At 33.3% G+C, this 25,486-nt stretch carries 26 protein-coding genes; 8 read left to right on the top strand and 18 right to left on the bottom strand.

Features of this window, described 5'->3' with window-relative positions:
- Positions 1 to 3: 3 nt before the first annotated feature.
- From EU91_RS04765 to fba, 3 genes are all read left to right on the top strand, one after another.
- A complete protein-coding gene (locus EU91_RS04765) occupies positions 4 to 1,101 on the top strand; it encodes a Gfo/Idh/MocA family protein (protein ID WP_032524322.1) in 1,098 nt (365 codons plus the stop codon).
- Between the two features lie 103 nt (positions 1,102 to 1,204).
- The gene (locus EU91_RS04770) at positions 1,205 to 2,272 is read left to right on the top strand and encodes a class I fructose-bisphosphate aldolase (protein WP_032524321.1); all 1,068 of its coding nucleotides are present in this window, start codon (positions 1,205 to 1,207) and stop codon (positions 2,270 to 2,272) included.
- Between the two features lie 147 nt (positions 2,273 to 2,419).
- Entirely contained in the window at positions 2,420 to 3,493 is a 1,074-nt protein-coding gene (fba, locus tag EU91_RS04775; protein ID WP_011376344.1) for a class II fructose-bisphosphate aldolase, read from the top strand.
- A gap of 48 nt (positions 3,494 to 3,541) precedes the next feature.
- Here fba and purQ read toward each other — a convergent pair whose 3' ends face one another.
- The 5 genes from purQ to EU91_RS04795 all read right to left on the bottom strand — a co-directional run bounded on the left by purQ (position 3,542) and on the right by EU91_RS04795 (position 6,358).
- Complete coding sequence (gene purQ / locus EU91_RS04780; RefSeq protein ID WP_032524319.1) at positions 3,542 to 4,207, bottom strand: phosphoribosylformylglycinamidine synthase subunit PurQ; 666 nt, start codon at positions 4,205 to 4,207, stop codon at positions 3,542 to 3,544.
- 1 nt (position 4,208) lies between these two features.
- Positions 4,209 to 4,463 carry a phosphoribosylformylglycinamidine synthase subunit PurS gene (gene purS, locus EU91_RS04785; protein ID WP_032524318.1) on the bottom strand — a complete coding sequence of 85 codons (255 nt, stop codon included), beginning with the start codon at positions 4,461 to 4,463 and terminating at the stop codon, positions 4,209 to 4,211.
- A gap of 97 nt (positions 4,464 to 4,560) precedes the next feature.
- Positions 4,561 to 4,725 carry a hypothetical protein gene (locus tag EU91_RS09340; protein WP_193741601.1) on the bottom strand — a complete coding sequence of 55 codons (165 nt, stop codon included), beginning with the start codon at positions 4,723 to 4,725 and terminating at the stop codon, positions 4,561 to 4,563.
- Positions 4,726 to 4,771: 46 nt separating this feature from the next.
- Positions 4,772 to 5,836, bottom strand: coding sequence for a GTP-binding protein (locus tag EU91_RS04790; protein ID WP_032524317.1), 1,065 nt, complete (start codon positions 5,834 to 5,836; stop codon positions 4,772 to 4,774).
- Between the two features lie 9 nt (positions 5,837 to 5,845).
- Positions 5,846 to 6,358 carry a pentapeptide repeat-containing protein gene (locus EU91_RS04795; protein WP_011862813.1) on the bottom strand — a complete coding sequence of 171 codons (513 nt, stop codon included), beginning with the start codon at positions 6,356 to 6,358 and terminating at the stop codon, positions 5,846 to 5,848.
- Between the two features lie 63 nt (positions 6,359 to 6,421).
- Between EU91_RS04795 and EU91_RS04800 the strand changes: the two genes are divergently transcribed.
- The 3 genes from EU91_RS04800 to ilvD are packed head-to-tail and all read left to right on the top strand — an operon-like array spanning position 6,422 to position 9,056.
- Positions 6,422 to 7,039, top strand: a complete 618-nt coding sequence (locus EU91_RS04800) for a uracil phosphoribosyltransferase (protein WP_032524316.1) — start codon at positions 6,422 to 6,424, stop codon at positions 7,037 to 7,039.
- Positions 7,040 to 7,068: 29 nt separating this feature from the next.
- Complete coding sequence (locus EU91_RS04805; protein ID WP_011376338.1) at positions 7,069 to 7,359, top strand: hypothetical protein; 291 nt, start codon at positions 7,069 to 7,071, stop codon at positions 7,357 to 7,359.
- 23 nt (positions 7,360 to 7,382) lie between these two features.
- Positions 7,383 to 9,056: a dihydroxy-acid dehydratase gene (gene ilvD, locus EU91_RS04810; RefSeq protein WP_032524315.1), complete on the top strand. Its 1,674-nt coding sequence runs from the start codon at positions 7,383 to 7,385 to the stop codon at positions 9,054 to 9,056.
- A gap of 21 nt (positions 9,057 to 9,077) precedes the next feature.
- On the opposite strand, the gene EU91_RS04815 is transcribed toward ilvD, so the two are convergent.
- The 7 genes from EU91_RS04815 to glpX form a co-directional block, all read right to left on the bottom strand.
- Positions 9,078 to 9,464 (bottom strand): hypothetical protein, encoded by a 387-nt coding sequence (locus tag EU91_RS04815; protein WP_032524314.1) that lies wholly within the window; start codon positions 9,462 to 9,464, stop codon positions 9,078 to 9,080.
- Positions 9,454 to 10,002 carry a CIA30 family protein gene (locus EU91_RS04820; RefSeq protein WP_032524313.1) on the bottom strand — a complete coding sequence of 183 codons (549 nt, stop codon included), beginning with the start codon at positions 10,000 to 10,002 and terminating at the stop codon, positions 9,454 to 9,456. Before EU91_RS04820 ends, EU91_RS04815 begins: the two co-directional genes overlap by 11 nt.
- A gap of 30 nt (positions 10,003 to 10,032) precedes the next feature.
- Positions 10,033 to 10,770 (bottom strand): 6-phosphogluconolactonase, encoded by a 738-nt coding sequence (gene pgl, locus EU91_RS04825; protein ID WP_032524312.1) that lies wholly within the window; start codon positions 10,768 to 10,770, stop codon positions 10,033 to 10,035.
- Positions 10,758 to 12,176, bottom strand: a complete 1,419-nt coding sequence (gene gndA / locus EU91_RS04830) for an NADP-dependent phosphogluconate dehydrogenase (protein WP_032524311.1) — start codon at positions 12,174 to 12,176, stop codon at positions 10,758 to 10,760. The genes pgl and gndA overlap by 13 nt, the downstream gene beginning before the upstream one ends.
- A 95-nt stretch (positions 12,177 to 12,271) precedes the next feature.
- Positions 12,272 to 13,567, bottom strand: coding sequence for a glucose-1-phosphate adenylyltransferase (locus EU91_RS04835; RefSeq protein ID WP_032524310.1), 1,296 nt, complete (start codon positions 13,565 to 13,567; stop codon positions 12,272 to 12,274).
- 129 nt (positions 13,568 to 13,696) lie between these two features.
- Entirely contained in the window at positions 13,697 to 15,007 is a 1,311-nt protein-coding gene (locus tag EU91_RS04840) for a glutamyl-tRNA reductase (protein WP_032524309.1), read from the bottom strand.
- Between the two features lie 18 nt (positions 15,008 to 15,025).
- Positions 15,026 to 16,027, bottom strand: coding sequence for a class II fructose-bisphosphatase (glpX, locus tag EU91_RS04845; RefSeq protein WP_032524308.1), 1,002 nt, complete (start codon positions 16,025 to 16,027; stop codon positions 15,026 to 15,028).
- Positions 16,028 to 16,214: 187 nt separating this feature from the next.
- On the opposite strand from glpX, the gene rpe reads away from it, so the two are divergent.
- Positions 16,215 to 16,973, top strand: coding sequence for a ribulose-phosphate 3-epimerase (gene rpe, locus EU91_RS04850; protein WP_032524307.1), 759 nt, complete (start codon positions 16,215 to 16,217; stop codon positions 16,971 to 16,973).
- Positions 16,974 to 16,994: 21 nt separating this feature from the next.
- On the opposite strand, the gene ccsB is transcribed toward rpe, so the two are convergent.
- From ccsB to EU91_RS04870, 5 genes are all read right to left on the bottom strand, one after another.
- Positions 16,995 to 17,924: a c-type cytochrome biogenesis protein CcsB gene (gene ccsB, locus EU91_RS0108550; RefSeq protein WP_032524305.1), complete on the bottom strand. Its 930-nt coding sequence runs from the start codon at positions 17,922 to 17,924 to the stop codon at positions 16,995 to 16,997.
- 113 nt (positions 17,925 to 18,037) lie between these two features.
- Complete coding sequence (gene lptB, locus EU91_RS04855; RefSeq protein WP_032524304.1) at positions 18,038 to 18,766, bottom strand: LPS export ABC transporter ATP-binding protein; 729 nt, start codon at positions 18,764 to 18,766, stop codon at positions 18,038 to 18,040.
- A gap of 87 nt (positions 18,767 to 18,853) precedes the next feature.
- The gene (locus EU91_RS04860) at positions 18,854 to 19,222 is read right to left on the bottom strand and encodes a DUF309 domain-containing protein (RefSeq protein ID WP_032524303.1); all 369 of its coding nucleotides are present in this window, start codon (positions 19,220 to 19,222) and stop codon (positions 18,854 to 18,856) included.
- Between the two features lie 11 nt (positions 19,223 to 19,233).
- A complete protein-coding gene (gene typA / locus EU91_RS04865; RefSeq protein WP_032524302.1) occupies positions 19,234 to 21,030 on the bottom strand; it encodes a translational GTPase TypA in 1,797 nt (598 codons plus the stop codon).
- A gap of 128 nt (positions 21,031 to 21,158) precedes the next feature.
- Positions 21,159 to 21,872 carry a M15 family metallopeptidase gene (locus EU91_RS04870; protein WP_032524301.1) on the bottom strand — a complete coding sequence of 238 codons (714 nt, stop codon included), beginning with the start codon at positions 21,870 to 21,872 and terminating at the stop codon, positions 21,159 to 21,161.
- A 112-nt stretch (positions 21,873 to 21,984) separates the two neighbouring features.
- On the opposite strand from EU91_RS04870, the gene chlP reads away from it, so the two are divergent.
- Entirely contained in the window at positions 21,985 to 23,325 is a 1,341-nt protein-coding gene (gene chlP, locus EU91_RS04875) for a geranylgeranyl reductase (RefSeq protein WP_025972038.1), read from the top strand.
- Here the strand turns inward: chlP and glyS are convergent.
- A complete protein-coding gene (glyS, locus tag EU91_RS04880) occupies positions 23,306 to 25,468 on the bottom strand; it encodes a glycine--tRNA ligase subunit beta (protein WP_032524300.1) in 2,163 nt (720 codons plus the stop codon). The genes chlP and glyS overlap by 20 nt on opposite strands.
- Between the last annotated feature and the right edge of the window lie 18 nt (positions 25,469 to 25,486).

The following is a 25,486-nucleotide window of genomic DNA, read 5'->3' as shown; positions in this document are numbered from 1 at the left end:
AGAATGAATTCTAAAAATAAAAAATTAAAAATAGCAATCGCTGGACTAGGGTTTGGTAAAAAAGTTCATTTAGAGGCATTAAAAGATTCTGATTACCTAACTCCTGTAGCTATTTATCATTACGATAAAAAGCAAAAATCGATATTAGAAAAAGAAACGGGCTTACATTTTTTTCATGATTGGGATGACTTAATTAAATCTCCAGAAATTGATGGGATCATTATTGCGACCCCTCCTGAATCAAGATTTAAATTTGCAAAAAGCGCACTTGAGAACAATAAAAATTTACTACTTGAAAAACCTGTTTCAATATCCTCCTCAGAGATTGAAGAGCTTCAGAGAATATCTTTGATTAATAATTTAAGCGTAGGTGTTGATTTTGAATATAGAGCAGTTCCTCTTTTTCTGCAGACAAAAAAACTTATTGATGAAAATATTTTAGGAGATATATATTTAGTAAAATTAGATTGGTTAATGGGCAGTAGATCCGACCCCAAAAGATCCTGGAATTGGTATTCATTAGAAGAAAAAGGTGGTGGAGTTATTGGCGCCTTAGGTACTCATGCATTCGATATGTTGAATTGGTTTTTTGGAGAAGCAATAAAAGTCTCTGGCAAATTAGCAACATCAATAAAAAAAAGACCTTTACCCAATTCATCTGATTTAAATGATGTTACTAGTGAAGATGTATGTTTAGCCAATATAGAAATATCAAACTACAGCTCGAATCTTATTCCATGTCAAGTATCTTTATCATCGATTTCTAAAAATGGTAGAGGATTTAGTTTAGAAATATATGGAAGCGAAGGATCACTTATTCTTAAAAGCGAAAACCAAAAAGATTATGTACATGGTTTTAATTTGAAATATTCAAACAACGAAAATAAAATACAAAATCTAACTGCAGATTCAAGTTTTAATTTTGAAAAAACATGGACTGATGGGAGGATAGCCCCAGTTTTGAGAATTCAAAATTTATGGGCTGAGAGTATTTTTAATAACACACCTGTAATCCCAGGCTTATGTGAGGGACTTGCTAGTCATAAAGTTTGCGAAGCCATAAGAGAATCTTCGAAAAGTGGATTAAGTATCAAAATTTAAGGCTATACATTTATAAGTAGCAATTATCACCCGATAAAGTATTGGATTGATTTTATTTTTTTTTCATATTCTGGAAAAATCAATTGAACTGAATTATTCAAGAATGGCTTTAAATTATTACAAAAATGAGCTTAAAGAAAATGCTCAATTACTTGCTTCTAAAGGAAAAGGGATATTAGCTGTAGATGAATCCACTAAAACAGTAGGCAAAAGACTTGCTGGAATTGGCGTTGAGAATACTGAAGAAAATAGAAAGGCATATAGAGGAATGCTTTTTACTACAGAAGGTCTTGGTAAATATATAAGTGGAGCAATCCTCTTCGAAGAAACTCTTTATCAGAATCACCGAGATGGTGAGTCAATGGTTAAGAAACTAAATGATTTAGGTATTATTCCAGGTATAAAGGTTGATAAAGGCCTAAATCCACTTCCAGGAGGAGGAGATGTAGAAACTTTTTGCTCTGGCCTAGATGGATTAGTTGAAAGAGCAGCAAAATATTATGAACAAGGTGCCAGATTTGCAAAGTGGAGAGCAGTTCTGCAAATTACAAATGATGGTTGTCCTTCAAAATTATCAATTCAAGAGAATGCTTGGGGATTAGCAAGGTATGCAAGATCAGTGCAAGAATCTGGGTTGGTACCAATTATTGAACCTGAAATCTTAATGGATGGTGACCATACTATTGAAAAAACTGCTGAAGTTCAAGAAGAGGTAATAAAGCAGGTTTATATTGCCTGTCAAGCAAATGGGGTTTTTCTAGAAGGCACTTTATTAAAACCTTCTATGACTGTTAATGGAGCAGATTGTCCAACAAAGGCTGATCCTATGAAAGTTGCTGAAATGACAATAAGAACTATGGAAAGATGTGTCCCCGCATCTGTTCCTGGAATAGTTTTCTTATCAGGAGGGTTAAGCGAAGAAGCTGCTTCTGTTTATTTAAATAATATGAACACTCTTTACAGGAAAGCTTTATGGAATGTTTCATTCTCCTATGGAAGAGCATTACAACACTCATGCTTAAAGGCCTGGAAGGGAAGCGACGTTGAAGGAGGTCAAAAAGCATTAATATCAAGAGCGCAAGCAAACTCTGAAGCTTCAAAAGGTGCTTATGTAGCAGGATCTCAACCTTCATCCGATGAGCAATTGTTTGTAGCAGGCTACACTTACTAACTAAAAAATTCTAAAAATATACTCTGGGTCATAAAATTAGTTTCTTTAATTTAGTATTTTGTATATCTAATGACGTGACATTTGATACCTCTTTATACTAAACTCGCGGAAACATATGCTTTATATAGCATTTAACTTATTTTAATTATGGCCCTCGTCCCACTAAGACTACTTTTAGATCACGCTGCTGAGAATGGTTACGGTATTCCAGCTTTCAATGTAAATAATCTTGAGCAAGTTCAAGCAATCATGGAAGCAGCTTATGAAACTGATAGTCCTGTAATCCTCCAGGCTTCAAGAGGGGCAAGAAATTATGCAGGAGAGATTTTCCTACGTCATCTAATACTTGCCGCTACAGAAACATATCCTAATATTCCAGTTGTAATGCACCAAGACCATGGAAATGAACCATCAACATGCTATTCAGCAGCAATAAATGGTTTCACATCAGTAATGATGGATGGTTCTCTAGAAGCAGATGCAAAAACACCCGCTAGTTACGAATATAATGTTGCAGTTACTAAAAAAGTAGTAGATTTTGCTCATTCAGTTGGAGTTAGTGTTGAAGGAGAATTAGGTTGCTTAGGTTCATTAGAAACAGGGAAAGGTGAAGCAGAAGATGGTCATGGATTTGAAGGTGAACTTTCGACCGATATGCTTTTGACTGATCCTGAAGAAGCTGCAGATTTTGTTGCAAAAACAAAAGTTGATGCATTAGCTATTGCTATAGGTACAAGTCATGGTGCTTATAAATTCACAAGGAAACCTACAGGAGAAGTTCTTGCAATAAGCAGAATTGCTGAAATTCATAAAGCACTTCCAAATACTCATCTTGTAATGCATGGATCTAGTTCAGTTCCTCAAGAATGGTTGGATATCATTAACAAATATGGTGGTGAAATTCCTCAAACATATGGTGTTCCTGTTGAAGAGATTCAAGAGGGAATAAGAAATGGAGTCAGAAAAGTCAACATCGATACCGATAACAGACTAGCTTTCACTGCCGCGGTTAGAGAGGCAGCATTTGCTGATAAAGCAAACTTTGACCCAAGACATTTCAACAAGCCTGCTAGAAAATACATGAAGCAAGTTTGTCTTGATAGATACAAGCAGTTCTGGTGCGAAGGTCAAGCAAGTAAGATCAAACAAAACAGCACTAATTATTTTGCTGATCTTTACGCAAAAGGTGATTTAGATCCAAAAGTAAAAGCTACTGTTTAATTTCATCCCAAATAAAATAAAAAAGACCTCCAAATTGGGGGTCTTTTTTTATTTCAATATTAATGATTTTAATGTAAAGAGACCATCAGTCCCACCAATTGTCTCGTCACATGCTCGCTCTGGATGAGGCATTAAACCTAGAACATTACCCTTATCATTAGTTATGCCTGCGATATCGAATGAGGATCCATTAGGATTATTTTTATATCTCAAAGCGATCAATTCATTATCTACAAGTTTTTTTAAAGTATCAGAATCACAATGATATCTTCCTTCCCCATGAGCTATGGGTAACTTAATAGTTTGTTTTTCACCACCAACATTAAACCAACCTCCTTTTGAAGATACAATATCCAGTTCAACATCATCACAGATGAAATTAAGATTTTTATTTGCAGTAAGGGCGCCAGGCAAAAAGCCAGATTCTGTCAAAATTTGGAACCCATTACAAATTCCTAAAACTCTTTTTCCACTTTTCACAAAGTCATCCAAAGCATTTATTAATGGAGAGAATCTCGCTATTGCTCCGCATCTTAAATAATCACCATAGCTAAATCCTCCGGGTAAAACTATTGCATCTACGTCGCTTAAATCTGAAGACTCATGCCACAAGTATTTTGTTCTCATGTCTAAACAACCTTCCAATGCCCATGAAACATCACGATCACAATTAGAACCAGGAAAGACAACAACTCCTACAGTAAAATTATCCATCTTATAATTTTTCTAGTAAATACTCATAATCTTCAATAACAGTATTTGCGAATAACCTATCACATAATAAATCAATTTTTTCTCTTACTTCGTTTTCACCATTACCTTCAATTTTTACCTCAATCATTTTTCCTATACGTAATGATTTTATTCCCTCGGCTCCAAGTTTTATAGAAGCAGATTTGGTAGCTTCCCCTGCTGGATCTAAAACTGAGGGTCTTAGTCTTACAAAAACTTTTACAGCAAATTGGTCCAATTAAAAATTAATTTCTACTAGAAGATTAGTTTAAATTTTAATAAAAAGAACTATTGATTAATAAACAAATATTTTTACCTTAAGGTTTTCTAAGTTATTAAATATTTATATATCCTTTACCAAAACAAACTAAACAAGTTCTCCTTGAATTTTCATGTGTTTTAAAATTTCCTGCCCCTCCACATTTTGAACATTTTATTTTATCAATTGATGTAACGTCGTCAGAAATTATTTGTTTTAAAGTGATTTTTGGATTTTCCATCTTGGGCTGTCTACTGTAGTTAGTATCCCGACAGCTAACTATAAAGTCAAATTGCTATTTTTGGGTCACTTAAAATCTTAAATTTCTCTTTAATTTTTCTACTTAAATTTTTTATAGATTTTTCATCAAAGGAAATTATTACTAATTCAAGCCCAGCATTATCATTTGGTCTCCAACAATTGTCTGGAGCTTGTTCAAACCAAGTATTAATTTTCTTTCCAACAATTTGTATTTGTAAAGGCAATGATTTGTTTGGTATCCAAATACGTCCTTTTATTCGAAGAATGTTTAATTCATCCAAGATTTTTGACATCTCCTTTTCAAAGTCATTTTTTTCAAGGAAATAATTTAATTTAAATGAATCTGATACTAGCTCAACATGATTATGGTCATGTTCTTCCATTAAAAATTCTTTATAAGTCCCTTTTTTAAAATTAAAGTCAAATAAATAATTTAAATCAATTTTGCCATTCTTGGATTTAAGGACTGGTGTGGATGAGTTTAGACTTCCCTGAATTTTATTTTTTACAACGTCAAACTGATCATCATTTAGGATATCTGATCTTGAGACTAAAACGATATCAGAAGCTTCTAGTTGCTCCTCAAAAAGTTCATCTATAGAGGCGTTGTGATCAATTTTATCTATTTCATTATATTGTTTTGTTATTTTATTTAAATCATTAATTGGTGAACCATTAAGCATTGATTCTCCATTAACGATACCAACAACTACATCGAGATAGATAAAAGACCTAATCTCAGGCCAGTTAAGTGCTTGAATTAAGAGAATTGGTAGTGCCAAGCCACTTGTTTCGATAATTATTGATTCGATAGGAGGATTAAATTCTAGGAGAGCTTTTATTGATGGAACAAAATCATCTTGAACGGTACAACATAAACATCCATTGTTTAATTCGATAACGCACTCGTCTTCAGATTCATCACATTTATCGCAACTTTTAATCAAATCACCGTCAATTCCAACATCACCAAATTCATTAATTATTAAACCAAATTTTTTATTACTCTCTTTTAATAGATATCTTAGAAAAGTTGTTTTCCCTGAGCCAAGAAATCCCGAAACAACAATAACTGGAATTTTTTTTTTCATCTTTTATGATTAACAACCTAAGCTATATTCTGTACTCTCTCCTGTAGAACTATTTGTGCCATTAGCAATCGCACATAATTGTTTTTGTTGCGTACGACTAAGAACTGCATCAGTAAAATCTGCACCATCTATTTTTGCACCTTCAAAATTACTCTCCATTAATAAAGCATTAGTAAAATTAACATCCGAAAGATCAGCATCTGTAAAGTCTGTTGCATAAGCTAGTGCATCTCTTAAATTTGCTCCAGTAAACTTTGAGTTTTGCAATTTACTATTATTGAACACCGCCCCTTCTAAATTACTTTCACTGAAATTAAACCCATTCAAATCAAACTTAACGTATTCGTTACCGCTTAAATCTTGACCATGCATATCTGGCTCTAAATTAAGGTCTTGCTGGTTTCTAATCTCAGGAGGTCTTTTAGCCCATGCAGAATTTACAGAATTAAAAAATAAAATCCCAACAAATAACAAAGTAATTAATGCATTCTTTAGTGAGGGGAAAACAATTGATTTAATCATAATAAGACTGTATTTTAGAACTTAAGTATTTAAAGTTTGTAAGAGTATCTTAAAGGAAAATAGATGGCAATGTCACTAAAGGTTATTGTTCCTCCTCATCCATTAATAAAACATTGGCTTTCAATATTGCGAGAAAAAAATACTCCAAACATTTTGTACTCAACAGGATATGAGCAATTAGGGAAATGGCTTACATATGAAGCATTACGTAATTGGCTGCCATATAAAAAAGAAATAGTAAATACTGATAATGGAGACGCAGATGGATTCTTTATTAATAATGATTATCCAATAAAAGTGCTCGCAATGTTGCCCGAAGGATTATCTCTTTGGTTTGGATCTAAAGAAGTAATTCCTAATTCAACCCTCTTATTAGGAGAACTTCCTAAAACTATTGAATCAAATGAAGGAGTTATTTTTTATTCAGAACAAATAACAACAAAATCAGCAACATTAGAAACTTTAATTAAATTAAAGGAATTAGGTGTTGATTCAAATAGGATTCTTTTAATAACTGCTATTTGCTCAAATAAAGGGTTAAATGAAATTGCGAAATTACTCCCTAATCAGGTAATTTACACTTCTTGCATAGATGAGGAAGACGAAAAAACACAATTATTAGTACCTGGTATTGGGAATCCTCTATCGCGTTTAAGTACTATATTTCAAGATAAGAACTAATATAGAATATAGGAGTAAATATTTTACCAATGTCTGAATACAGAGATTCGTCTTCAAATAATCTTTTATCATTAATAAGCGGTGCTTTTATTGGAGCAGCAGGTCTAGCTTGGTGGTTAATATCCGAAGCAGACAAAAGAAAGGAGGAAAAAAAACAAAAAGCAATGATGTATTCCTCCAGAATTCAAGACGGCTCAGAAGCGATTGATTCAAATGAAAATATAAATGAAGTTGAAGGAGAGAATCTGGAGAAGAAAGTTGAGCAACTTAATTCTGCAATTGCTGATGTGAGGAAGCAACTTGAAGAGTTGGGGCAATAGAATAAAAAAGGTTCTCAAATAATATGAATAAACTCAGATCATCTGCAATAACCCAAGGTGTGCAAAGATCCCCTAACAGATCGATGTTAAGAGCTGTTGGATTTAATGATGAAGATTTTAATAAACCTATTATTGGAGTTGCAAATGGATACAGCACCATAACACCATGCAATATGGGTTTAAATAAGCTAGCTCTTAAAGCTGAAGAGTCAATAAAAAGATCAGGTGGGATGCCTCAAATGTTTGGGACTATAACAGTAAGTGATGGCATTTCTATGGGAACAGAGGGCATGAAATATTCCCTAGTTTCAAGAGAAGTTATCGCTGATTCAATTGAAACAGCATGCAATGCTCAGAGTATGGATGGAGTACTTGCTATAGGAGGATGTGATAAAAATATGCCGGGTGCCATGATTGCGATTGCAAGAATGAATATTCCCTCAATTTTCATTTATGGAGGGACAATAAAGCCTGGGAAATTGCATGGAGAAGATCTTACTGTCGTTAGTGCCTTTGAAGCTGTTGGACAATTAACATCAGGCAAAATTAATGAAGAAAGGCTAATCCAAGTTGAGAAAAATTGTATTCCTGGTGCTGGTAGCTGTGGAGGAATGTTTACAGCTAATACAATGTCTGCGGTTATTGAAGTATTAGGGTTAAGTCTTCCTCACAGTTCCACTATGGCTGCTGAAGATCTTGAAAAAGAACAAAGTGCAGATAAAAGTGCTGAGATATTAGTCTCTGCAATAGAAAAAGATATAAGACCTCTAGACCTAATGACAAAGAAAGCATTTGAAAATGCAATATCAGTAATTATGGCAATTGGTGGATCAACAAATGCGGTATTGCACATTTTAGCTATTGCGAATACTGCAGGAATAGATATCAATATTAATGATTTTGAGAGAATCAGACAAAAAGTACCCGTTATTTGTGACCTTAAACCGAGTGGTAAATATGTGACGGTGGATCTTCATAAGGCAGGTGGGATTCCACAAGTAATGAAAATACTTTTGAATGCAGGATTAATTCATGGCGATTGCAAAAACATTGAAGGCAAAACCATCTCAGAATACTTACAGAATATTCCTGATAAGCCTCCAACAAATCAAAATGTCATAAGAGACATGGATGACCCTCTTTATAAAAAAGGACATCTAGCGATATTAAAAGGTAACTTAGCGAGCGAAGGTTCTGTAGCCAAAATTAGCGGAGTAAAAAACCCTGTATTAACAGGTCCCGCAAAGATTTTTGAAAGTGAAGAAGATTGTTTGAAATCGATATTAAATAACGATATCAAAGCTGGTGATGTTGTTGTCATTAGAAACGAAGGTCCTGTAGGAGGTCCAGGCATGAGAGAAATGTTAGCTCCAACATCTGCGATTGTTGGTCAAGGGCTAGGAGAGAAGGTGGCTTTAATTACCGATGGAAGATTTAGCGGGGGTACCTATGGTCTTGTGGTGGGTCATATAGCTCCAGAGGCTGCTGTAGGAGGAAATATTGCTCTAATAAAACAAGGTGATTTAATTACAGTAGATGCTGTAAAACAACTAATTCAAGTTGATTTATCTGACGAAGAATTAGAAAAAAGAAAAAAAGATTGGGTAAAACCTATTCAAAAATACAAAAGAGGAATTCTTTCAAAATATTCGAGAATCGTAAGCACATCAAGTTTAGGGGCTGTTACTGATTTATAAATCAGCTCAAATTTTATTTTCTTACTCAATAAAACTTTTTATCCTATTTGCTAAATTTTCCAATCTAGAGCTGTATTTTGGTGAGTTGCATTTTTTCCCATTATTGCTATCCATCCATAATGTTTTAACTCCACACCATAATATTGGTTCATCAGGGAAGTTAAGCTTAGAGATTACTAAAACCAACTCTTTATTTGATTTAAAAAGTTCTAATTCAAGATCATAAATTTCTAATCTTTTACCTTCTTTATCACGACATAAGATATTTACTGTTAAATCAATATCTTCATCTTCAAATTCGTATTCACCATTTATTTTTACTACAGAATGAACAAAAGGTTTATTTGTTAAATCTGCTGACTTAGCGATTAAGCTCTCTATATTTTTAGGTGGATTTTCAAATAACACTTATTGATTTAATTAAAACTTTTATGGAACCCTGTCTAAACTCATTATTAAGTAATCCATCATCACCAAACTTAGAGTGTAGTAGTTGCAATCTTTTAATTTTAGATGGCTTGAATTTAAATGGAAAAGATACTTTATTAGCTCTAACTGAAGGTTTTAACTCACTAAAAGGAATTTGAACATTTGTTGTCCCGAATTTTTTTGTTGGGAATGATTTAATCCATCTAAGTCCACCCGGAATAAATTCGGTTAGTCCTAGTAGATCATCTTCACAAGCGACAGCAAATTTAAAAGTTCTTCCTTGTCCATCAATATTTAATTCAAAGGATAAATACTCAGATACATTTAAAGAAGGTTTATATATAGACGATCTACAACTAACAAATCCTCCTGCTTTCTCGACAATATTACCCTTTAATATCAAACCCGAATTTGAAATTTCACAAAAAGCTGAACTTGATCCGCCCATAACAGTATCATTTAATGTTTCCCAACCATCAAACTCCTTTTTCTGGAATAAAAATTTTTTCTTACTCATTAAATAATTTAAATTATTAGTAGACTTTAACTAAATTTCTAATTCTTTTGCTGATTCCTGATCACAAAATATTGAAATTTGATTAATAGATTTTATTAATTTTGATGGTGTTCTATCTGGTGACTCTTTTTCATCTAATAATCTCTCAAGAGCAATTCTTTTAGAAGCTCCACTAACTAAAAATACTATCTTTGAAGAAGCTGAAAGAACCTTTGGAGTTAATGAAATTCTTCTTAAACCTTTACCTTCATTAAAAATAACAAAATCATCTACATTATTATTTTTTTTATAAGGGAATAGTGAGGCTGTATGACCATCGTCTCCAAGACCTAATAATGTTAAATCAAAAGTTGGAGGGTTTGATCCGCATTTTTCAAATAATTTAGAAATAAATTGATTTTTTGTAGCTTCATCATCAGCATTTAAATCATTGAAAATTTCATAAAAAAAAGCTTTAGATCCAAAATTAGTTAGCAATGAATTATTCAACATTAACGAGTTACTCAATTCTGAATTTGGATCAACACATCTTTCATCCCCTAAAAAGACATCAACCATATCCCATCTAAGATCACTTTTTGATAAAAGCTTATAGACAGATTTAGGAGTTGAACCTCCACTTACACAAAATTTGAACCTGTCTTTCTTTTTTAAAATATGAATAATGTGACTTTCAATAAACTTAAAAACTGCTGTAGATAGCTCTAACTTGTCTTTGTAAATGTTAAGTGTATATCCATTTTTAATCTTTTCAATCATTTCATCCATTCAGTATGAAAACTACCTTCCTTATCAATTCTTTCATATGTATGAGAGCCAAAACAGTCTCTCATTGCCTGAACAAGGTTCTGAGGAAGTCTATTAGTTCTATAACTATTCAAATAATCTAAGGTACTGGATAGACATGGGACTGGGATACCAGATTTTGTGGATAAAGAAACAACTTTAGATAAGTTATCTAATCTTGTCGCAATTTCATTATTGAACCAATCATCAAAAATTAAATTTTTTAGATTAGGGTCTTTGTTATAAGCATCTTGAATTTTACTTAATAATTTTGATCTAATTATGCAACCACCTTTCCATATTTGAGCAATTGACGGCATATTCAAACCGTAGTCATATACTGCAGATGCTTCCCTTAAGATGTCCATACCCTGGGCATAGCTAGCTATTGTGGCAAGGACTACAGCATCAAATAAAGGTTTCATTCCATCTGATATATTTCCTAAATCAAAATCCTCTATCTCTTTAGATGGAATAGTTTTTTCAATCTCACTACGTTGCTCTTTTAAAGAACTCATTACTCTTGCATTTAAAGATGCATAAATTGTTGGGACTGATACCCCCAGTTCTAAAGCACTTACAACAGTCCATAACCCTGTACCTTTCTGGCCAGCTTTATCTAATATTTTTTCCACGACATCATCTCCAGTTATCTCATCTTTTGTATTTAGACAAATCTCTGTTATCTCAACAAGATAAGAAGCTAATTCATCAGTATTATTCCAAATACCAAATACCTCTGACATTTGCTGACCTTTCATTCCTTTGACTCTCTTCATAAGGTCATAAGCTTCTGCAAGTATTTGTTCAATTCCATATTCAATTCCATTATGAACAGTTTTCACAAAATGACCTGAGCCTCCTGGTCCAACATATGCAACACATGGCCCGTCTTCAACTTTTGCAGCCATTTTTGTTAATAAGCTTTCTATTGCATCATATGAAGCCTTAGTACCACCGGGCATCATACTTGGACCTTCTAAAGCTCCTTTGGCCCCTCCTGAGACTCCCATCCCAATGTATCCAAAACTTTTACTTTCAAGAGTATTCACCCTTCTTTCTGTATCTTTAAATTGAGAGTTACCGCCATCTATTAATAAATCTCCTTCCTCGAGATAGCCAGAAATATTATCAATGACAGCATCTGTTGCGGGCCCAGCTTTTACCATCATTAGAATTCTTCTAGGTCTCTCAAGCTTATTAACAAATTCTTGAAGAGTTTCAGCTCCTTCTATATTCTTCCCAAGGCCACGACCTTGTAAAAATTCTTCGGTTTTTGAGTAAGTCCTATTAAAAACTACACTAGAAAATCCATTTCTCTCTGCGTTAAGAACTAAATTTTCGCCCATAACACCAAGACCTATTAAACCAAAATGTGCCTTGGACATAAAAAATTAAAAAACTCAATAAATATAGTGTGCCTACAACTCAACAAAATTGCTCAAAAAAAATACTTATGTCAGCGAAAAATGATGGAAAAGATTTAAATAACAGTTCCGTTTGCAATAGTTGCATTTTTAACTACTACAACAATTCCATTTCTGATATAAAAGCCTAATTCTGGCTTATCTGCTTCTTCTACTCGATCTTTATTAATGATCACGACATTATCGCCAATTCTTGTATTTTTATCAAGAATTGCTCTTTTTACAGTAGTCCCTTCACCTACTCCAAGAGGTGTTCCGCCCCCTTTTCTTAATTTAATCCTCTCTTCAGGGGATTCAAAGAAATCAGCTCCCATAACAAGAGTATCCTCAAGAACCGAGTCACTTTCAATCCTGCTTCTTACACCTAAAACACAATGTAAAATACTGCATGACTTCAAGATTGTGCCTTCACAAACAATTGAATCAGTAATTTGAGCATCTACAAGTTTAGAAGGGGGTAAAAATCTAGGTCTAGTATAAATTGGAAATTTCTCATCATAAAAACTAAATGGAGGTTTTGGTTGCTCAGTCAATGCAAGGTTTGACTCAAAGAATGCCCCAATTGTGCCGATATCTTCCCAATAATCATCGAATACATAACTTTTAAGAGTATCGCCTCTATTTAGGGCTTCTGGAATTATGTCCTTACCGAAATCCGTATAATTAGGAAATTTATTTAGAAGATCGAAGAGAGTATTTCTGCTAAAAACGTAAATCCCCATAGAGGCTAGATATGGTTTTTCGGCAGCTGACTCCTTACTTAATCCAAATTTTGAAGTATCTACTGCCATAGCCTTCAAATTCTCTCCAGTAGGCTTTTCACTAAATTCTTTTATATTTCCTAAATCATCGGTTCTCATTAGCCCAAAACCTTCTGCTTGAGCTTCATCAACGGGCAAAGCTGCAACAGTTAAATCAGCATCATTATCTCTATGATGTTGAACAAATAAACTGTAGTCCATTCTGTAAAGTTGATCACCTGACAATATTAAATATTCATCAACATCCCATTCTTGAAATAACCATTGGTATTTTCTTACAGCATCAGCAGTACCTTCAAACCACTTCGGACTATCAGGAGTCTGTTGTGCAGCTAAAACCTCCACAAATCCTTGGCCAAAAGGGCCATTTAAATTATAGGTTCTTCCTATATGTCTATTTAGAGATGCACTATTGAACTGGGTCAATACGTACATTTTTTCAATGCCTGAATTTATACAATTACTAATCGGAATATCTATCAAACGATACTTACCTGCCAATGGCACAGCAGGTTTAGCCCTCATTTTTGTTAGAGGGTAAAGTCTAGAACCTTTTCCTCCTCCGAGGATTATGGCCAACACACGCTTCATTAAATCTAATGGAGGTAGATATACAACTACCTAAAGTAACTGATTATGGGCATATTTAGAAATACAAATGGTCAGTTTACAAAGGTATTTCGATAAATCACTGGAAAAACTTAATATAAATGGAACAAGTTAGTTATTTTTATCCTCTTCTACCAAAGAAAACAATTTTTCAACGATTTTCAAAGAAACTTGTCTTTCTTCTCTTGATTGAGGGCTTCTCAACTTGGTGACCGGCGTATGAAGTATTTTATTAATTATTCCCTTAGTCAGAGCTTCCACAACTTTTCTTTCTCTAGCCGAAAAATCTGGTCCCATTCTGCTAAGTGCTTTTTGCAATTCCTCTTTTCTAATTAACTCCAAATCTGATCTAAGTTTATTAATTACTGGAACGGCCTCTAAACTTGCCCACCATTCTAGAAAAATGATCCTTTCTTCTTCTACTAAAGATTCTGCTTCCCTTGCTATTTTCTGTCTAAATTCTTGATTTCTTGAAACGACCTCTTGTAAGTCATCAACATCAAATGATTCAACAAATTCATGTTGTTTGACATCATTAGATATATTTCTCGGTACACCAATATCAATAAATTTAAGTCTATTACTCAAATTTATTTTTTTAATTTTTGTGAGATCTATAATTGGCTCTTCAGAAGCAGTACTGGTGAAAACAAGCGAAGATACTGATATATTTTCTTCTAATTCGTTTAAGCCTTTACAAACAATCTCTAAATCAGGGAAGTCTTGAGCAAGATTTAATGCTCTATCAATATTTCTATTTAAAAGGATAAGTTTATGACATCCTTTTGATTTTAAATGAGTTATTAAAAGCCTACTCATTCGTCCGGCGCCAACAACAAGAACGTTCTCTGATTCCAAACTTACAAGAGTATCAAAACCCTTTTCTTGTCCAATTTTTAATTGAGCTAGTTCTACCGCTGCTGAACTGATTGACACAGCTCCAGTTCCTAAATTTGTTTCGGATCTTACTTTTTTACCTGTACTTACTGATTGAGTTAATAATCTATTAAGAATTGGTCCAGTAGATTGATTCTCTTGACCTAATCTCATCATTTTTTTTACCTGCGAAAGGATTTGTCCTTCCCCTAAAACGAGGCTATCTAGTCCTGCAGAGACTTTCATCAAATGCAAAACTGCTTCTTCCTGTCTAAAGCAAAAAAGATGTGGATTTAAATCTTCAAAAATAATTCCAGAATATTCTGATATGAATTCTTTGATAGATGAAATTCCAGTATTTTTATCCTTTACTAGCGCATATATTTCCAGCCTATTACAAGTACTTAAAATTGACACCTCTAATACATCAGAGAAAGCTTTTAATGCTTTCAATGACTCTGTTATGGATTGGTCAGGAATACTTAACTTCTCACGCACTTCTACAGGTGCCGTGCGATGACTCAGTCCGACGACAACAATATGCATAAAATCAAAAGTGAATTTTTAAAGGCTGATACTCTTAGCACCATCTTTTATATGGACAGTATTTGTGAACCTTGCAGTACTATCTAATGTACTAATAATTAGACTACTTGTTCTAACACAATCCCTTTCAAATTTAACTCCGTCAAATAATAATCCATCAGTTATTCCACTTCCAGCGAAAACAACATTTTCTCCCGATGCCAATTCATTTGCCTCATAGATTTTATCTATATCTAATATGCCCATTTCATTAAGACGTTTTATATTTCCTTCTTTTGTGTAATCAGCCCATTCAGAAGTTTGAGCGATTGCGGGATCATAAACTAGTTGTCCTTGAAAGTGTCCGCCGAGAGCTCTCATTGCAGCAGCTGAAATAACACCCTCTGGAGCTGCACCTATACCCATCAAGCAATGTGTTCCAGTTCCTGCAAAACCGCATGCAATCGCAGCTTGAACATCACCATCAGAAATCGGCTGTACTTTTGCACCACATCCTCGAATCTCTTTAATTAAATCTTTATGTCTAGTTCTATCCATTACAACTACAGTAAGCTCATCAATAGAAAGGCCCAAGCAATCACTAAGTATCTTCAAGTTTTCAGTAGCTGAATTTCTAATATCAACTTTACCTTTGGCCGCAGGAGGAGCTGCTAATTTGTTCATGTAAAAGTCAGGAGCATTGAAAAGACCACCTGTATCAGAGGCAGCTAAAACCGCCATAGAACCTCTTTGATTATTCGCACAAAGATTAGTTCCTTCACAAGGATCTACTGCAAAGTCAACCCCTGGGCCACTTCCACTACCAACCTCTTCACCTATATAAAGCATGGGTGCTTCATCTCTTTCACCTTCTCCAATAACAATTTTCCCTTTCATTTCAATTTTGCCCATTCGCAATCTCATTGCTTCGACAGCTGCTGCATCAGCTTCATCTTTTTGACCAAGTCCTGTTAGTTTTGCTGAGGCAATAGCTGCTTGCTCGACAACTTCGAGAATTTCTTGAATTAAAGTTTGATTCACAATTAAATTTTGAGGATTTTCTAAAAGGTTTTGAGTATGATCTCATATAAAATGCAATTTTTTATGAGAATTATTATGCTAATAAGCTTTTTTTAACTCTTTACAGCTGTTACTTTATCAGGCCGTGACTTGAAATTAGGAATAAACAACTAAATATAGTATCTTTATTAAATATTTTAAAAATTAAATGACTGAGTCAAATCAAGCAAAATTAACTGGTGCAAATAGACCAATTCAAATAATTCCTTCAGTTTTACCGGCAGATTGGGCAAATATGGGGGCATGTGTGAAAGAGCTCGAGGAAGCTGGGGTAGATAGAATTCAATTTGATGTAATGGATGGAAATTTCGTACCAAATCTTACATTTGGTCCTGAAATGATTGCTGCATGCAGGAAATATTGCAATGTCCCTTTTGAAACTCAATTAATGGTAAGCCAGTACAACTGTGAAACAATGCTTGAATCTTATGTAAACGCTACAAAAGGGGCAAATGGTGATCCAGGAGTAGTAATAGCTCATGCTGAAGCAAATATTCATTTACATAGAGTTCTTGGAAGAATAAGAGATTTAGGTGGATCTCCTTCTGTTGCATTGAATCCTCATACTCCTTTTGAAATGATTAAAAACATAATGGATATGGTTGATCATGTTTTAGTTATGACAGTTAATCCAGGCTTTGGAGGACAAGCTTATATACCAACAATGCTTAATAAAATAAAAGAAATAAGAAACTTTATTATCGAAAAAAACTTAGATGTCGACATTGAAGTTGATGGGGGGATAAAAGCAAATTGGACTATTTCACAATGTGCCGATGCTGGTGCTAATTGTTTTATTGCAGGTAGCGGAATGTTTGCTTACCCAACATTAAAAGAAGGATGTGATGACTTGAGAAAAGTTGCACAAGAAGCACAAAAAGGGAATGTTCTTTCAGAACCTCAATAAATATTCTGAATGATTGAGAAATTACCCAAATATCCATCCATAACTATGCAAACCTATTCCTAAAAAATTAACTCCTAAATAACATACTAAAACAACTAAAAAGCCTGTAGATGCTAATAATGCTGGTTTGCGTCCTTGCCAACCCTTGCTTATTCTCATGTGCAGATAAGCAGCATAAAACAACCATGAGATAAATGCCCATGTTTCTTTTGGATCCCAACTCCACCATGTGCCCCAGGCCTCATTAGCCCAAACTGCACCTGAAATTAAACCGAGAGTCAAAAGAACAAAACCCACCAATATAGAACGGTAACTTAATGTATCTAATGTTTCTGAATGAGAAAATTCAATAGGTTCAACTAAATCATTTAAGGGATGGCTATTTAAAAGTTTAAATCCTCCTATACCTGTAGAACTACTTCTGATTTGAAGTGGCTTATTTTTATTGATAAACAAAACGGACATTGAAAGTAAAGAACCTATTATTAATGCTGCATAACTAAGCATTACGACGCTAACATGCATTACTAACCAACTAGACCTTAAAGCTGGAACTAAATTGGATGATATTTTCAAATCCTCAGGTAGAACAAAACAAGCAAAAGCCACAGTCAGTAACTCAATAGGTATAGCAATTGAGGGAATTATTGGAGCTTGGTATTCTCTTTCAACCAATAGTTGACCTAATGTGATACCCCAAGTAAGGAAATAAAGAGATTCATACAAATTGCTAATAGGAAAATGCCCAGAAATTGACCACCTAAAAAGTAATTGTAATGTTATTAATAAGTTCACTAAAATCGTAATGAGTCTTACAGCAGCAGAAGATTTTTTTTTAAAAACCGCACCCAAAGATATTGGTAAGTTAATTAATAAAAAATAAAAAACTAAAAGACCTAAAACTGAAACCGGTTCATATATAAAATTTTTAAAAAAATTATCTAGTATCATTTCTTGAAATTTCTCAAGTTTTAATATTCAATGACAACTAAATAATAATTAAAATCATTCTCGTATGAGTAAATCTTTAATAATAAAGTTTTAATTTATTTTAAAAAAGCATTTCAAAGTTTGAAATTATCTCCTAGATAATACTTCTTGACTATTGGATTATCAGCCAATTCGCTTGATGAACCGTTAGCTAAAATTTTTCCTTCACTTAATACATATGATTTGTTAGTAATTAGAAGGGTTTCCCTCACATTATGGTCTGTAATGAGAATCCCCACCCCATCACTACTTAATTTTAGAATTAGTTTCTTTAGATCATTAACAGCTAGAGGATCTATCCCAGCAAAAGGTTCGTCTAATAACAAATATCTAGGTCCTTTTCTGCCTACTGTTAGAGCCCTTGCAATTTCACACCTCCTCCTCTCTCCTCCTGAAAGTTGATAACCATAATTATCTACAAAGTTATTCAAATTAAATTCATTAATTAATTGTTCTCTTCTATTTCTTATCGCTGCTCTACTATAAGATGAATTTTGTAAAGCCAAATCTATATTATCCTTAACTGTGAGGTCTCTAAATATACTCGCCTCCTGAGTTAAGTACCCTAACCCAAGTCTTGATCTAATTGGTAGAGGAAGATTGGTTATATTTTTCCCATTCATTAAAATTTCACCTCTATCTGGTTTTATATTCCCAACTGCAAGATTAAAAGTTGTAGTTTTCCCAGCACCATTAGGTCCCATCAAACCTACAACTTCCCCTGGATTAACAGTTATGGAAACATCATTTACAATTAATTTTCCTTTAATTGAAAGGGATACATTATGAATATTTAAGGTCATTTTCCTTGAGATCGATTAGTTTTCTTACTTTCTTGAAAAAAAATTAAATACATAATATTAACTTAATTGAAGATAGAGATATATTCATCAAAGAGGTTTCAAAAAAGGCTTATCGTTTTCGTTTAATAGTTCTCTATATTGTAATTTCCTTAATAAATCTTCCAAACATTGGCAAAAGGATTCAAGATCAACCCCTAAATCAATCTTGGTTCTAGTTTTTATTCTGCCTAAACCCTCTCCGAGCAAAATAGTAGCTCCATTTAAATTTCCTTGACTTAAGTGAAACTGAGAAACAGATACTTGTAAAATTCCTTGGATAACTTGTCTTTCGTCACCATCTAGGGAATTCCATATTTCTTCAAAAGCATCATGAGCCTCGTACCATTCATGATTGTTAAAAAGATTTAAAGCTATAAAAAGGGAATCTTGAAAACTTTTTGCACTTTCTTCGTTCATTAAAGCAATTACTAATTTTTTTTCTTTTTATTTATTTTTCTCATTCTTATTGAATCCGGTGTTACCTCTAGCATTTCATCTGGGCCAATATATTCGAGTGCTCTTTCAAGGGTAATATCCACAGGTGACTGCAACGTATCAAGTTCTTCTGCCCCTGCAGATCTCATATTAGTCAACTGCTTAGTTTTACATATATTCAACTCAAGATCTTGAGGTCGATTATTCTCACCAATTATCATTCCTTTATAAACTTTAACTCCAGGTTTAATGAAATATACTCCCCTATCTTCAGCATTCTTTAAAGCATAAAATGTGGCTACACCTTCCTCAAAAGCTATTAGAACTCCGTTCCTTCTGGTTTCAAAGTCTCCTGCTTTAGGTTTATATTCATAAAACGAATGGCTCATGATACCTTCACCTCTTGTTATCCTTACAAACTCCCCGCGAAATCCAATTAATCCTCTTGATGGCACTAGAAATTCTAATTGAGTTCTACCATCTGAACTTGTCTGCATGTTTTTCATCTCTGCCTTTCTAGATCCAAGCTTTTCGATGCAAGAACCAACAGATACTTCAGGAACATCTAAAACCAAAGTCTCTATAGGCTCACATTCAACATTATCAATTTCTCTGAAAATTACTTGAGGTTGTGAGATTTGAAACTCAAAACCCTCTCTTCTCATAGTTTCAATCAATATCCCTAGATGCAATTCTCCTCTTCCTGAAACTGAGAACCTGTCAGGAGAATCAGTTTCTTCTACTCTCAGGGCAACATTTGTTAAAAGTTCCCTCTCCAATCTATTTTTTAATTGTCTACTAGTAACAAATTTCCCTTCCTTACCCGCGAATGGTGAATCATTGACAACAAAAGTCATATTTAAAGTAGGTTCATCAACTTTGATTAATGGAAGAGGATGAGGAGAATCGGGACATGCTATGGTCTCACCAATATTGACGTCATCGAAACCAGAAACAGCAACAATATCACCTGCAAATGCTTCATTTATATCAATTCTTTGTAATCCTTCAAATCCTAAAAGCTTACTAACCTTACCTTTAATAGTTTTTCCGTTTTCTTTAATTAAACTTGCCTGTTGGCCATTTTTTATAGTTCCATTGTGGATCTTCCCAATTACTATTCTGCCTAAGAAATCAGAATAGTCCAAAGTAGTTATTTGTAGCTGAAGAGGCTTATTAGAATCACCTACTGGAGGAGGAACGTGTCTAATAATAGCTTCAAAAAGAGGCATCATATTGTCACTATTAGATTCCATCTCTTCTTTTGCGAAACCAGATAAGCCACTCCCAAAAAGATAAGGGAAATCACATTGATCATCATCAGCACCTAACTCCAAAAACAAATCAAGGACCTTATCAATTGCTATTTCTGGTACAACTCGTGGTCTATCAATTTTATTCACAAAGACTATAGGCCTAAGTCCTTTTTCTAATGCTTTTTTTAAAACAAATCTTGTTTGAGGCATAGGTCCCTCATTTGCATCAACAATAAGCAGACAACCATCAACCATTCCCAAAACCCTCTCAACTTCTCCTCCAAAATCAGCATGTCCAGGTGTATCAATAATATTTATTCTGGTATCTTTGTAGTTAACTGAGGTATTTTTTGAGAGAATTGTTATCCCCCTTTCTCTTTCAAGATCATTTGAATCCATTACACATGTAGGGATAACTTCATTGTCTCTAAATATTCCTGATTGAGATAACAATGCATCTACAAGAGTTGTCTTCCCATGATCTACGTGAGCAATAATTGCAACATTTCTAATTTCTTTTATCGAAGATGACATTTAAAGAATTTATATAAATATTAGATTGACTTTATTAAGGCTAACTCAAAGTATGCTTATTATGAGATTTTTCTCTTTAAGACTTTGAAAAATATAATTTATTGGATAATTAAATTAATCAATTAGATTTATAATTTTCTATTTGCGCTTTCAAAAACTTTTAATGCTTCAATTGACCCCTCATATCTCCAATGCCAGGGTTCGTAATCTATATATTTATTATGTTTGTTGAACGATAACTTAAAGTGAAACTTAGCTGCATTTTTTATTAACCATCTAAAGGCGTTAGTATTTTCGAAGTTGGTTTCAAAGTCTGTCTCTCTTTGAGTAGCATCACCAATGTCGATTGCGAATCCTGTACTATGTTCGGAATACCCTGGAGGGGCTGAAACTCTAGCTCTTTCTGCGGCGTCTTGATTTCTAATAGATTTTAAAGAATAAAAGATATCGTTTTGCAAATTTATTGATCTATAACCACTCAAGAAGACTAAATATATCCCATCCTTTTTGGCTTCTTCTCTCATCTTTAGAAGAGAATCGCGCATATCCATATGAACTTCAATATTAGGCTCAATTAAAACAAGTTTCTCCTTAGAAATTTCCGCATAGGGTAAATGACCTAAAATTCTACGGTCGTGATTTATCTGAGATTGAAAATTAAGATTATCAAGAGATCCTATTTCTATATTTTTAATTAATCGCAATGCAACGACAGAAAATATAAGAAAAAGAAATGGAGAAAATATTAATATTTTTTTTAATAATGTTGAATTTGGATTATTTAGGTAAGTTCTTTTGGCAAGTGGTATGTCAAATTGATCGTTATCTTTGTTTAGTTCCAATATTTAGAAGTGAATTTGGAAAAGATATTTCGATATTAACTATTATTTTAAGAAATGCACTTTTATAAGCAAAAAAGATGTAGTTTTTATATACAGTATTATTTTTTTTCATATGTTGAGGGTAGCTGTTATTGGTGGAGGTCCCAGTGGTTCATGTGCTGCAGAAATACTTGCTAAAGCTGGAATAAAAACTTGGCTCTTCGAGAGAAAATTAGATAATGCGAAACCATGTGGAGGAGCAATTCCACTTTGCATGGTCGAAGAATTTGATTTGCCTGAGTCAATTATTGATAGAAAAGTAAGGCATATGAGAATGATATCTCCATCAAATAGAGAAGTAGACATAAGTTTAGATAGAGTTTATGGAAAAAGTGATAATGAGTTTATTGGCATGTGTAGAAGAGAAGTTATGGATGCCTTTATGCGAAACAGAGCATCAGATCTTGGTGCTACATTAATAAATGGATTAGTTACTTCTATTGATACTGGCGATAATAATCAAGGGCCATATAAGCTTTCCTACTCAGATTTTACGAATGGAGATAAAAAAGGGGAATTAAAAGAGCTTACTGTTGACCTTTTGATCGGAGCTGATGGAGCCAATAGCAGAGTAGCAAAAGCAATGGATGCAGGCGATTACAAAGTTGCTATAGCATTTCAAGAAAGAATTAAATTGCCTAAAGAAGAAATGAGTTACTACGAAGATCTTGCTGAAATGTATGTTGGAACTGATGTTTCTCCTGATTTTTATGGGTGGGTATTTCCTAAATATGATCATGTTGCTGTGGGCACAGGAACCATGCAAAAGAATCAGTCATTAATTAAAGGACTTCAAGAGGGTGTAAGAAATAGGGCAAAGAAAAGACTTGTTAATGGTGAAGTAATAAAGGTAGAAGCTCACCCTATTCCGGAACATCCAAGGCCTAGAAGGGTAGTTGGGAGAATGGCATTGGTTGGTGATGCAGCTGGTTATGTTACAAAAAGTTCTGGAGAGGGTATTTATTTTGCTGCAAAAAGCGGAAGAATGTGTGCTGAAGAAATTGTTGAAGCATCAAAAAATGGTCAAGTAATTCCATCAGAAAAAGATTTAAAAAACTATCTTAAAAAATGGGATAAAAAATATGGCACAACTTATAAGGTTCTAGAAATCCTTCAAAATATTTTCTACAGAAATGATTCTGCTAGAGAAGCCTTTGTTGAGATGTGTGATGACATGGATGTTCAAAGACTTACTTTTGATAGTTACTTATACAAAAGAGTTGTCTCTATGAAACCATTACAGCAACTTAAAATTACGATGCTTACACTTGGTTCGATTTTAAGAGGGAAAGCCCTAGCGCCACTAAAATATAAACCCGTTGATAGTGCTGTTAGGGAAAATAAAGAGGTAGAAAAAATGCTAGAAAATTATTCAATAAAGGGAGGAATTAAAGTTAAGAGTTCAAAAGTGTAAAGTCTGCAATTTTTAGAGAATAATTTCTAATTAAGCTCAACAAATTGAGTCTATTATTTCTTATTTTTAAATCCTCTGCCATTATTAGGACTCCCTTTTCATTATCAAATAAATCCTCGATAGTGTTTACATTAATCTCAAACAAATTTAGAAGTTCCAAATAATTGCAATAACCCTCTGAAAAAAGTTTTTCTAATTCTCCAATAAATTCAAAAACTTTAAATTCACAATCTTTTTCAAAAAGTTTTGTGTTTATATAATCTCTTCTTGAAAGAACTTCTCTTGAAATATCACTTTTATTTGCTAATTTGCTTACCCTAGTAATTACCTTCTGGATTTCAACAAATTTATCCTTTTCGATAAAATTGATAATAGAGTTTATCCTATTTTTAAGATCAACAATATTCAATACTTTTTTTTGAGATAATTCATCAGAAGAGCAAACGGCCTTTATTAATTCTTTACTTAGTGATATTTCTTCTAGATGACTAACAATTCTTTGTACTAAAAATTCATTTAAATCATTAAATACTGTTTCTTTTGAGAAGTTTAAATTCGGAAATACGATTTTCCAAAAATCAATAAGTTCGTTGAATAATTTATCTAAAGGTAAATCAAGTTCATAATCCCAAATTATTTTAATCACTCCATTCAAATTCCTTCTTAAAGCATATGGATCAGATGATCCACTAGGACGTTTACCAGAAATAAATATGCTTATTAAATTTTCGATCTTATCTGAAATGGAAACTATCGCACCATATTTTGTGGAGGGCAAAGCATCTTTATAAAAAGCAGGTAAGTAGTGTTCAGCGACAGCCAAGCAAACATCCTCACTAAATCCCTCATATTTAAGATATTTACCACCCATTATTCCTTGCAGCTCAGGGAATTCAAAAACAATTTCGCTACATAAGTCGTTTTTACAGTATTTAGCAGCTTCTATTATTTTTTTTTCTTCTAAAGACTTATCATTTAAAAATTTAAGAATTTTTTTAGTAACTTCCTCTATCCTTTCTACCCTCTGAAATATATTTCCAAGTCCTTTTAAATATGAAACAGATTTAAGCTTTTCAGTTCTTTCGATTGATGTAACTTTTTTGTCACTTTCTACGAAAAACTTTGCATCTGAAAACCTTGCCCTTAATACTTTCTCATTACCTTTGGCAATATTATTATTTGATTTTTCAAGACCATTTGAAATAACGCAGAAAGTTGTACTAATATTTTTTTCAGAGCTTAAATCTAGTTTAGAAAAACTTTCGTTTTTAAATAAAAGAGGAACATATCTCTGATGAATTTTCATGACTGTTGAGAGAACTTCAACAGGAAGATCAAGAAATTCATTATTAAACTTGCCAATAATTAAGTCTGGCCATTCAACTAAATCAGTTAGTTCATTTAGTAATCCTTCTGAAAGGTCAGGTTTCAGATTTAAAGATTTAGATGCCTGATTAATTAAACTTTCAATTTTCTCTTTTCTTTCTTTTCGAATAGCTATTACTCTATTTCGTTTCAATAATTCAAAAAAATCATCAGGATTCTGAACTTCTAAAACTTCATTGATTAACCTATGACTTTTTGTTTTATTACTTATTTTGATTTTTGGATCACATTCATCAAATTCAAAATCAAGAATTTCATCATTATAAATAGAGGCAATCCACCTAATAGGTCTTGAAAATTTTATGTTCCCACCACCCCATTTCATAAATCGAGGACCTTGAATACTCTTTACTAATTTTGGGATAATCGAAGACAAAGAAATTTTTGTTGATAGTCCTTTCTCAATTTTCTTTCCAAATACAAAATCACCCTTTTCCGTGTTTTTTATTTCTAGCTCACCTACATCTATATCTAAGCTATTAGCAAATCCTAAAGCAGCATTAGTAGGACTTCCATTTAAATAAGCTAAATTTGCTTTAGGCCCTTTTCTTTCTATTATCTTATCTTCTGCATAATCAACTAAACCTTCGAGAAGTAGAACTATCCTCCTTGGTGTGGAGGTAACAACTATTTGTTCGAATTTGATTAACTTTTTATCCAATTCAAATTCTATTAGAGATTTAAATTGCTCTATAACAGAATGAGAAAATTTTGCGGGCAACTCTTCTGTTCCTATCTCAAGTAAATATTTAGACAAGAAAAAAATATAACTTTA

The sequence above is a fragment of the Prochlorococcus marinus str. GP2 genome, assembly GCF_000759885.1.
In the GTDB taxonomy this organism is placed as follows: Bacteria; Cyanobacteriota; Cyanobacteriia; order PCC-6307; family Cyanobiaceae; genus Prochlorococcus_A; species Prochlorococcus_A marinus_J.
The sequence above is the reverse complement of the archived record's forward strand: the minus strand, read 5'-3'. Positions and strand labels throughout refer to the sequence as shown.

What these genes read in the sequence shown, in the direction of transcription:
- EU91_RS04765 (WP_032524322.1), top strand. Translation starts at nt 4, where the DNA reads ATGAATTCTAAAAATAAAAAATTAAAAATAGCAATCGCTGGACTAGGG.
- EU91_RS04770 (WP_032524321.1), top strand. Translation starts at nt 1,205, where the DNA reads ATGGCTTTAAATTATTACAAAAATGAGCTTAAAGAAAATGCTCAATTA.
- fba (WP_011376344.1), top strand. Translation starts at nt 2,420, where the DNA reads ATGGCCCTCGTCCCACTAAGACTACTTTTAGATCACGCTGCTGAGAAT.
- purQ (WP_032524319.1), bottom strand. Translation starts at nt 4,207, where the DNA reads ATGGATAATTTTACTGTAGGAGTTGTTGTCTTTCCTGGTTCTAATTGT.
- EU91_RS09340 (WP_193741601.1), bottom strand. Translation starts at nt 4,725, where the DNA reads ATGGAAAATCCAAAAATCACTTTAAAACAAATAATTTCTGACGACGTT.
- EU91_RS04790 (WP_032524317.1), bottom strand. Translation starts at nt 5,836, where the DNA reads ATGAAAAAAAAAATTCCAGTTATTGTTGTTTCGGGATTTCTTGGCTCA.
- EU91_RS04795 (WP_011862813.1), bottom strand. Translation starts at nt 6,358, where the DNA reads ATGATTAAATCAATTGTTTTCCCCTCACTAAAGAATGCATTAATTACT.
- EU91_RS04800 (WP_032524316.1), top strand. Translation starts at nt 6,422, where the DNA reads ATGGCAATGTCACTAAAGGTTATTGTTCCTCCTCATCCATTAATAAAA.
- EU91_RS04805 (WP_011376338.1), top strand. Translation starts at nt 7,069, where the DNA reads ATGTCTGAATACAGAGATTCGTCTTCAAATAATCTTTTATCATTAATA.
- ilvD (WP_032524315.1), top strand. Translation starts at nt 7,383, where the DNA reads ATGAATAAACTCAGATCATCTGCAATAACCCAAGGTGTGCAAAGATCC.
- EU91_RS04820 (WP_032524313.1), bottom strand. Translation starts at nt 10,002, where the DNA reads ATGAGTAAGAAAAAATTTTTATTCCAGAAAAAGGAGTTTGATGGTTGG.
- pgl (WP_032524312.1), bottom strand. Translation starts at nt 10,770, where the DNA reads ATGGATGAAATGATTGAAAAGATTAAAAATGGATATACACTTAACATT.
- gndA (WP_032524311.1), bottom strand. Translation starts at nt 12,176, where the DNA reads ATGTCCAAGGCACATTTTGGTTTAATAGGTCTTGGTGTTATGGGCGAA.
- EU91_RS04835 (WP_032524310.1), bottom strand. Translation starts at nt 13,567, where the DNA reads ATGAAGCGTGTGTTGGCCATAATCCTCGGAGGAGGAAAAGGTTCTAGA.
- EU91_RS04840 (WP_032524309.1), bottom strand. Translation starts at nt 15,007, where the DNA reads ATGCATATTGTTGTCGTCGGACTGAGTCATCGCACGGCACCTGTAGAA.
- rpe (WP_032524307.1), top strand. Translation starts at nt 16,215, where the DNA reads ATGACTGAGTCAAATCAAGCAAAATTAACTGGTGCAAATAGACCAATT.
- ccsB (WP_032524305.1), bottom strand. Translation starts at nt 17,924, where the DNA reads ATGATACTAGATAATTTTTTTAAAAATTTTATATATGAACCGGTTTCA.
- lptB (WP_032524304.1), bottom strand. Translation starts at nt 18,766, where the DNA reads ATGACCTTAAATATTCATAATGTATCCCTTTCAATTAAAGGAAAATTA.
- EU91_RS04860 (WP_032524303.1), bottom strand. Translation starts at nt 19,222, where the DNA reads ATGAACGAAGAAAGTGCAAAAAGTTTTCAAGATTCCCTTTTTATAGCT.
- typA (WP_032524302.1), bottom strand. Translation starts at nt 21,030, where the DNA reads ATGTCATCTTCGATAAAAGAAATTAGAAATGTTGCAATTATTGCTCAC.
- chlP (WP_025972038.1), top strand. Translation starts at nt 21,985, where the DNA reads ATGTTGAGGGTAGCTGTTATTGGTGGAGGTCCCAGTGGTTCATGTGCT.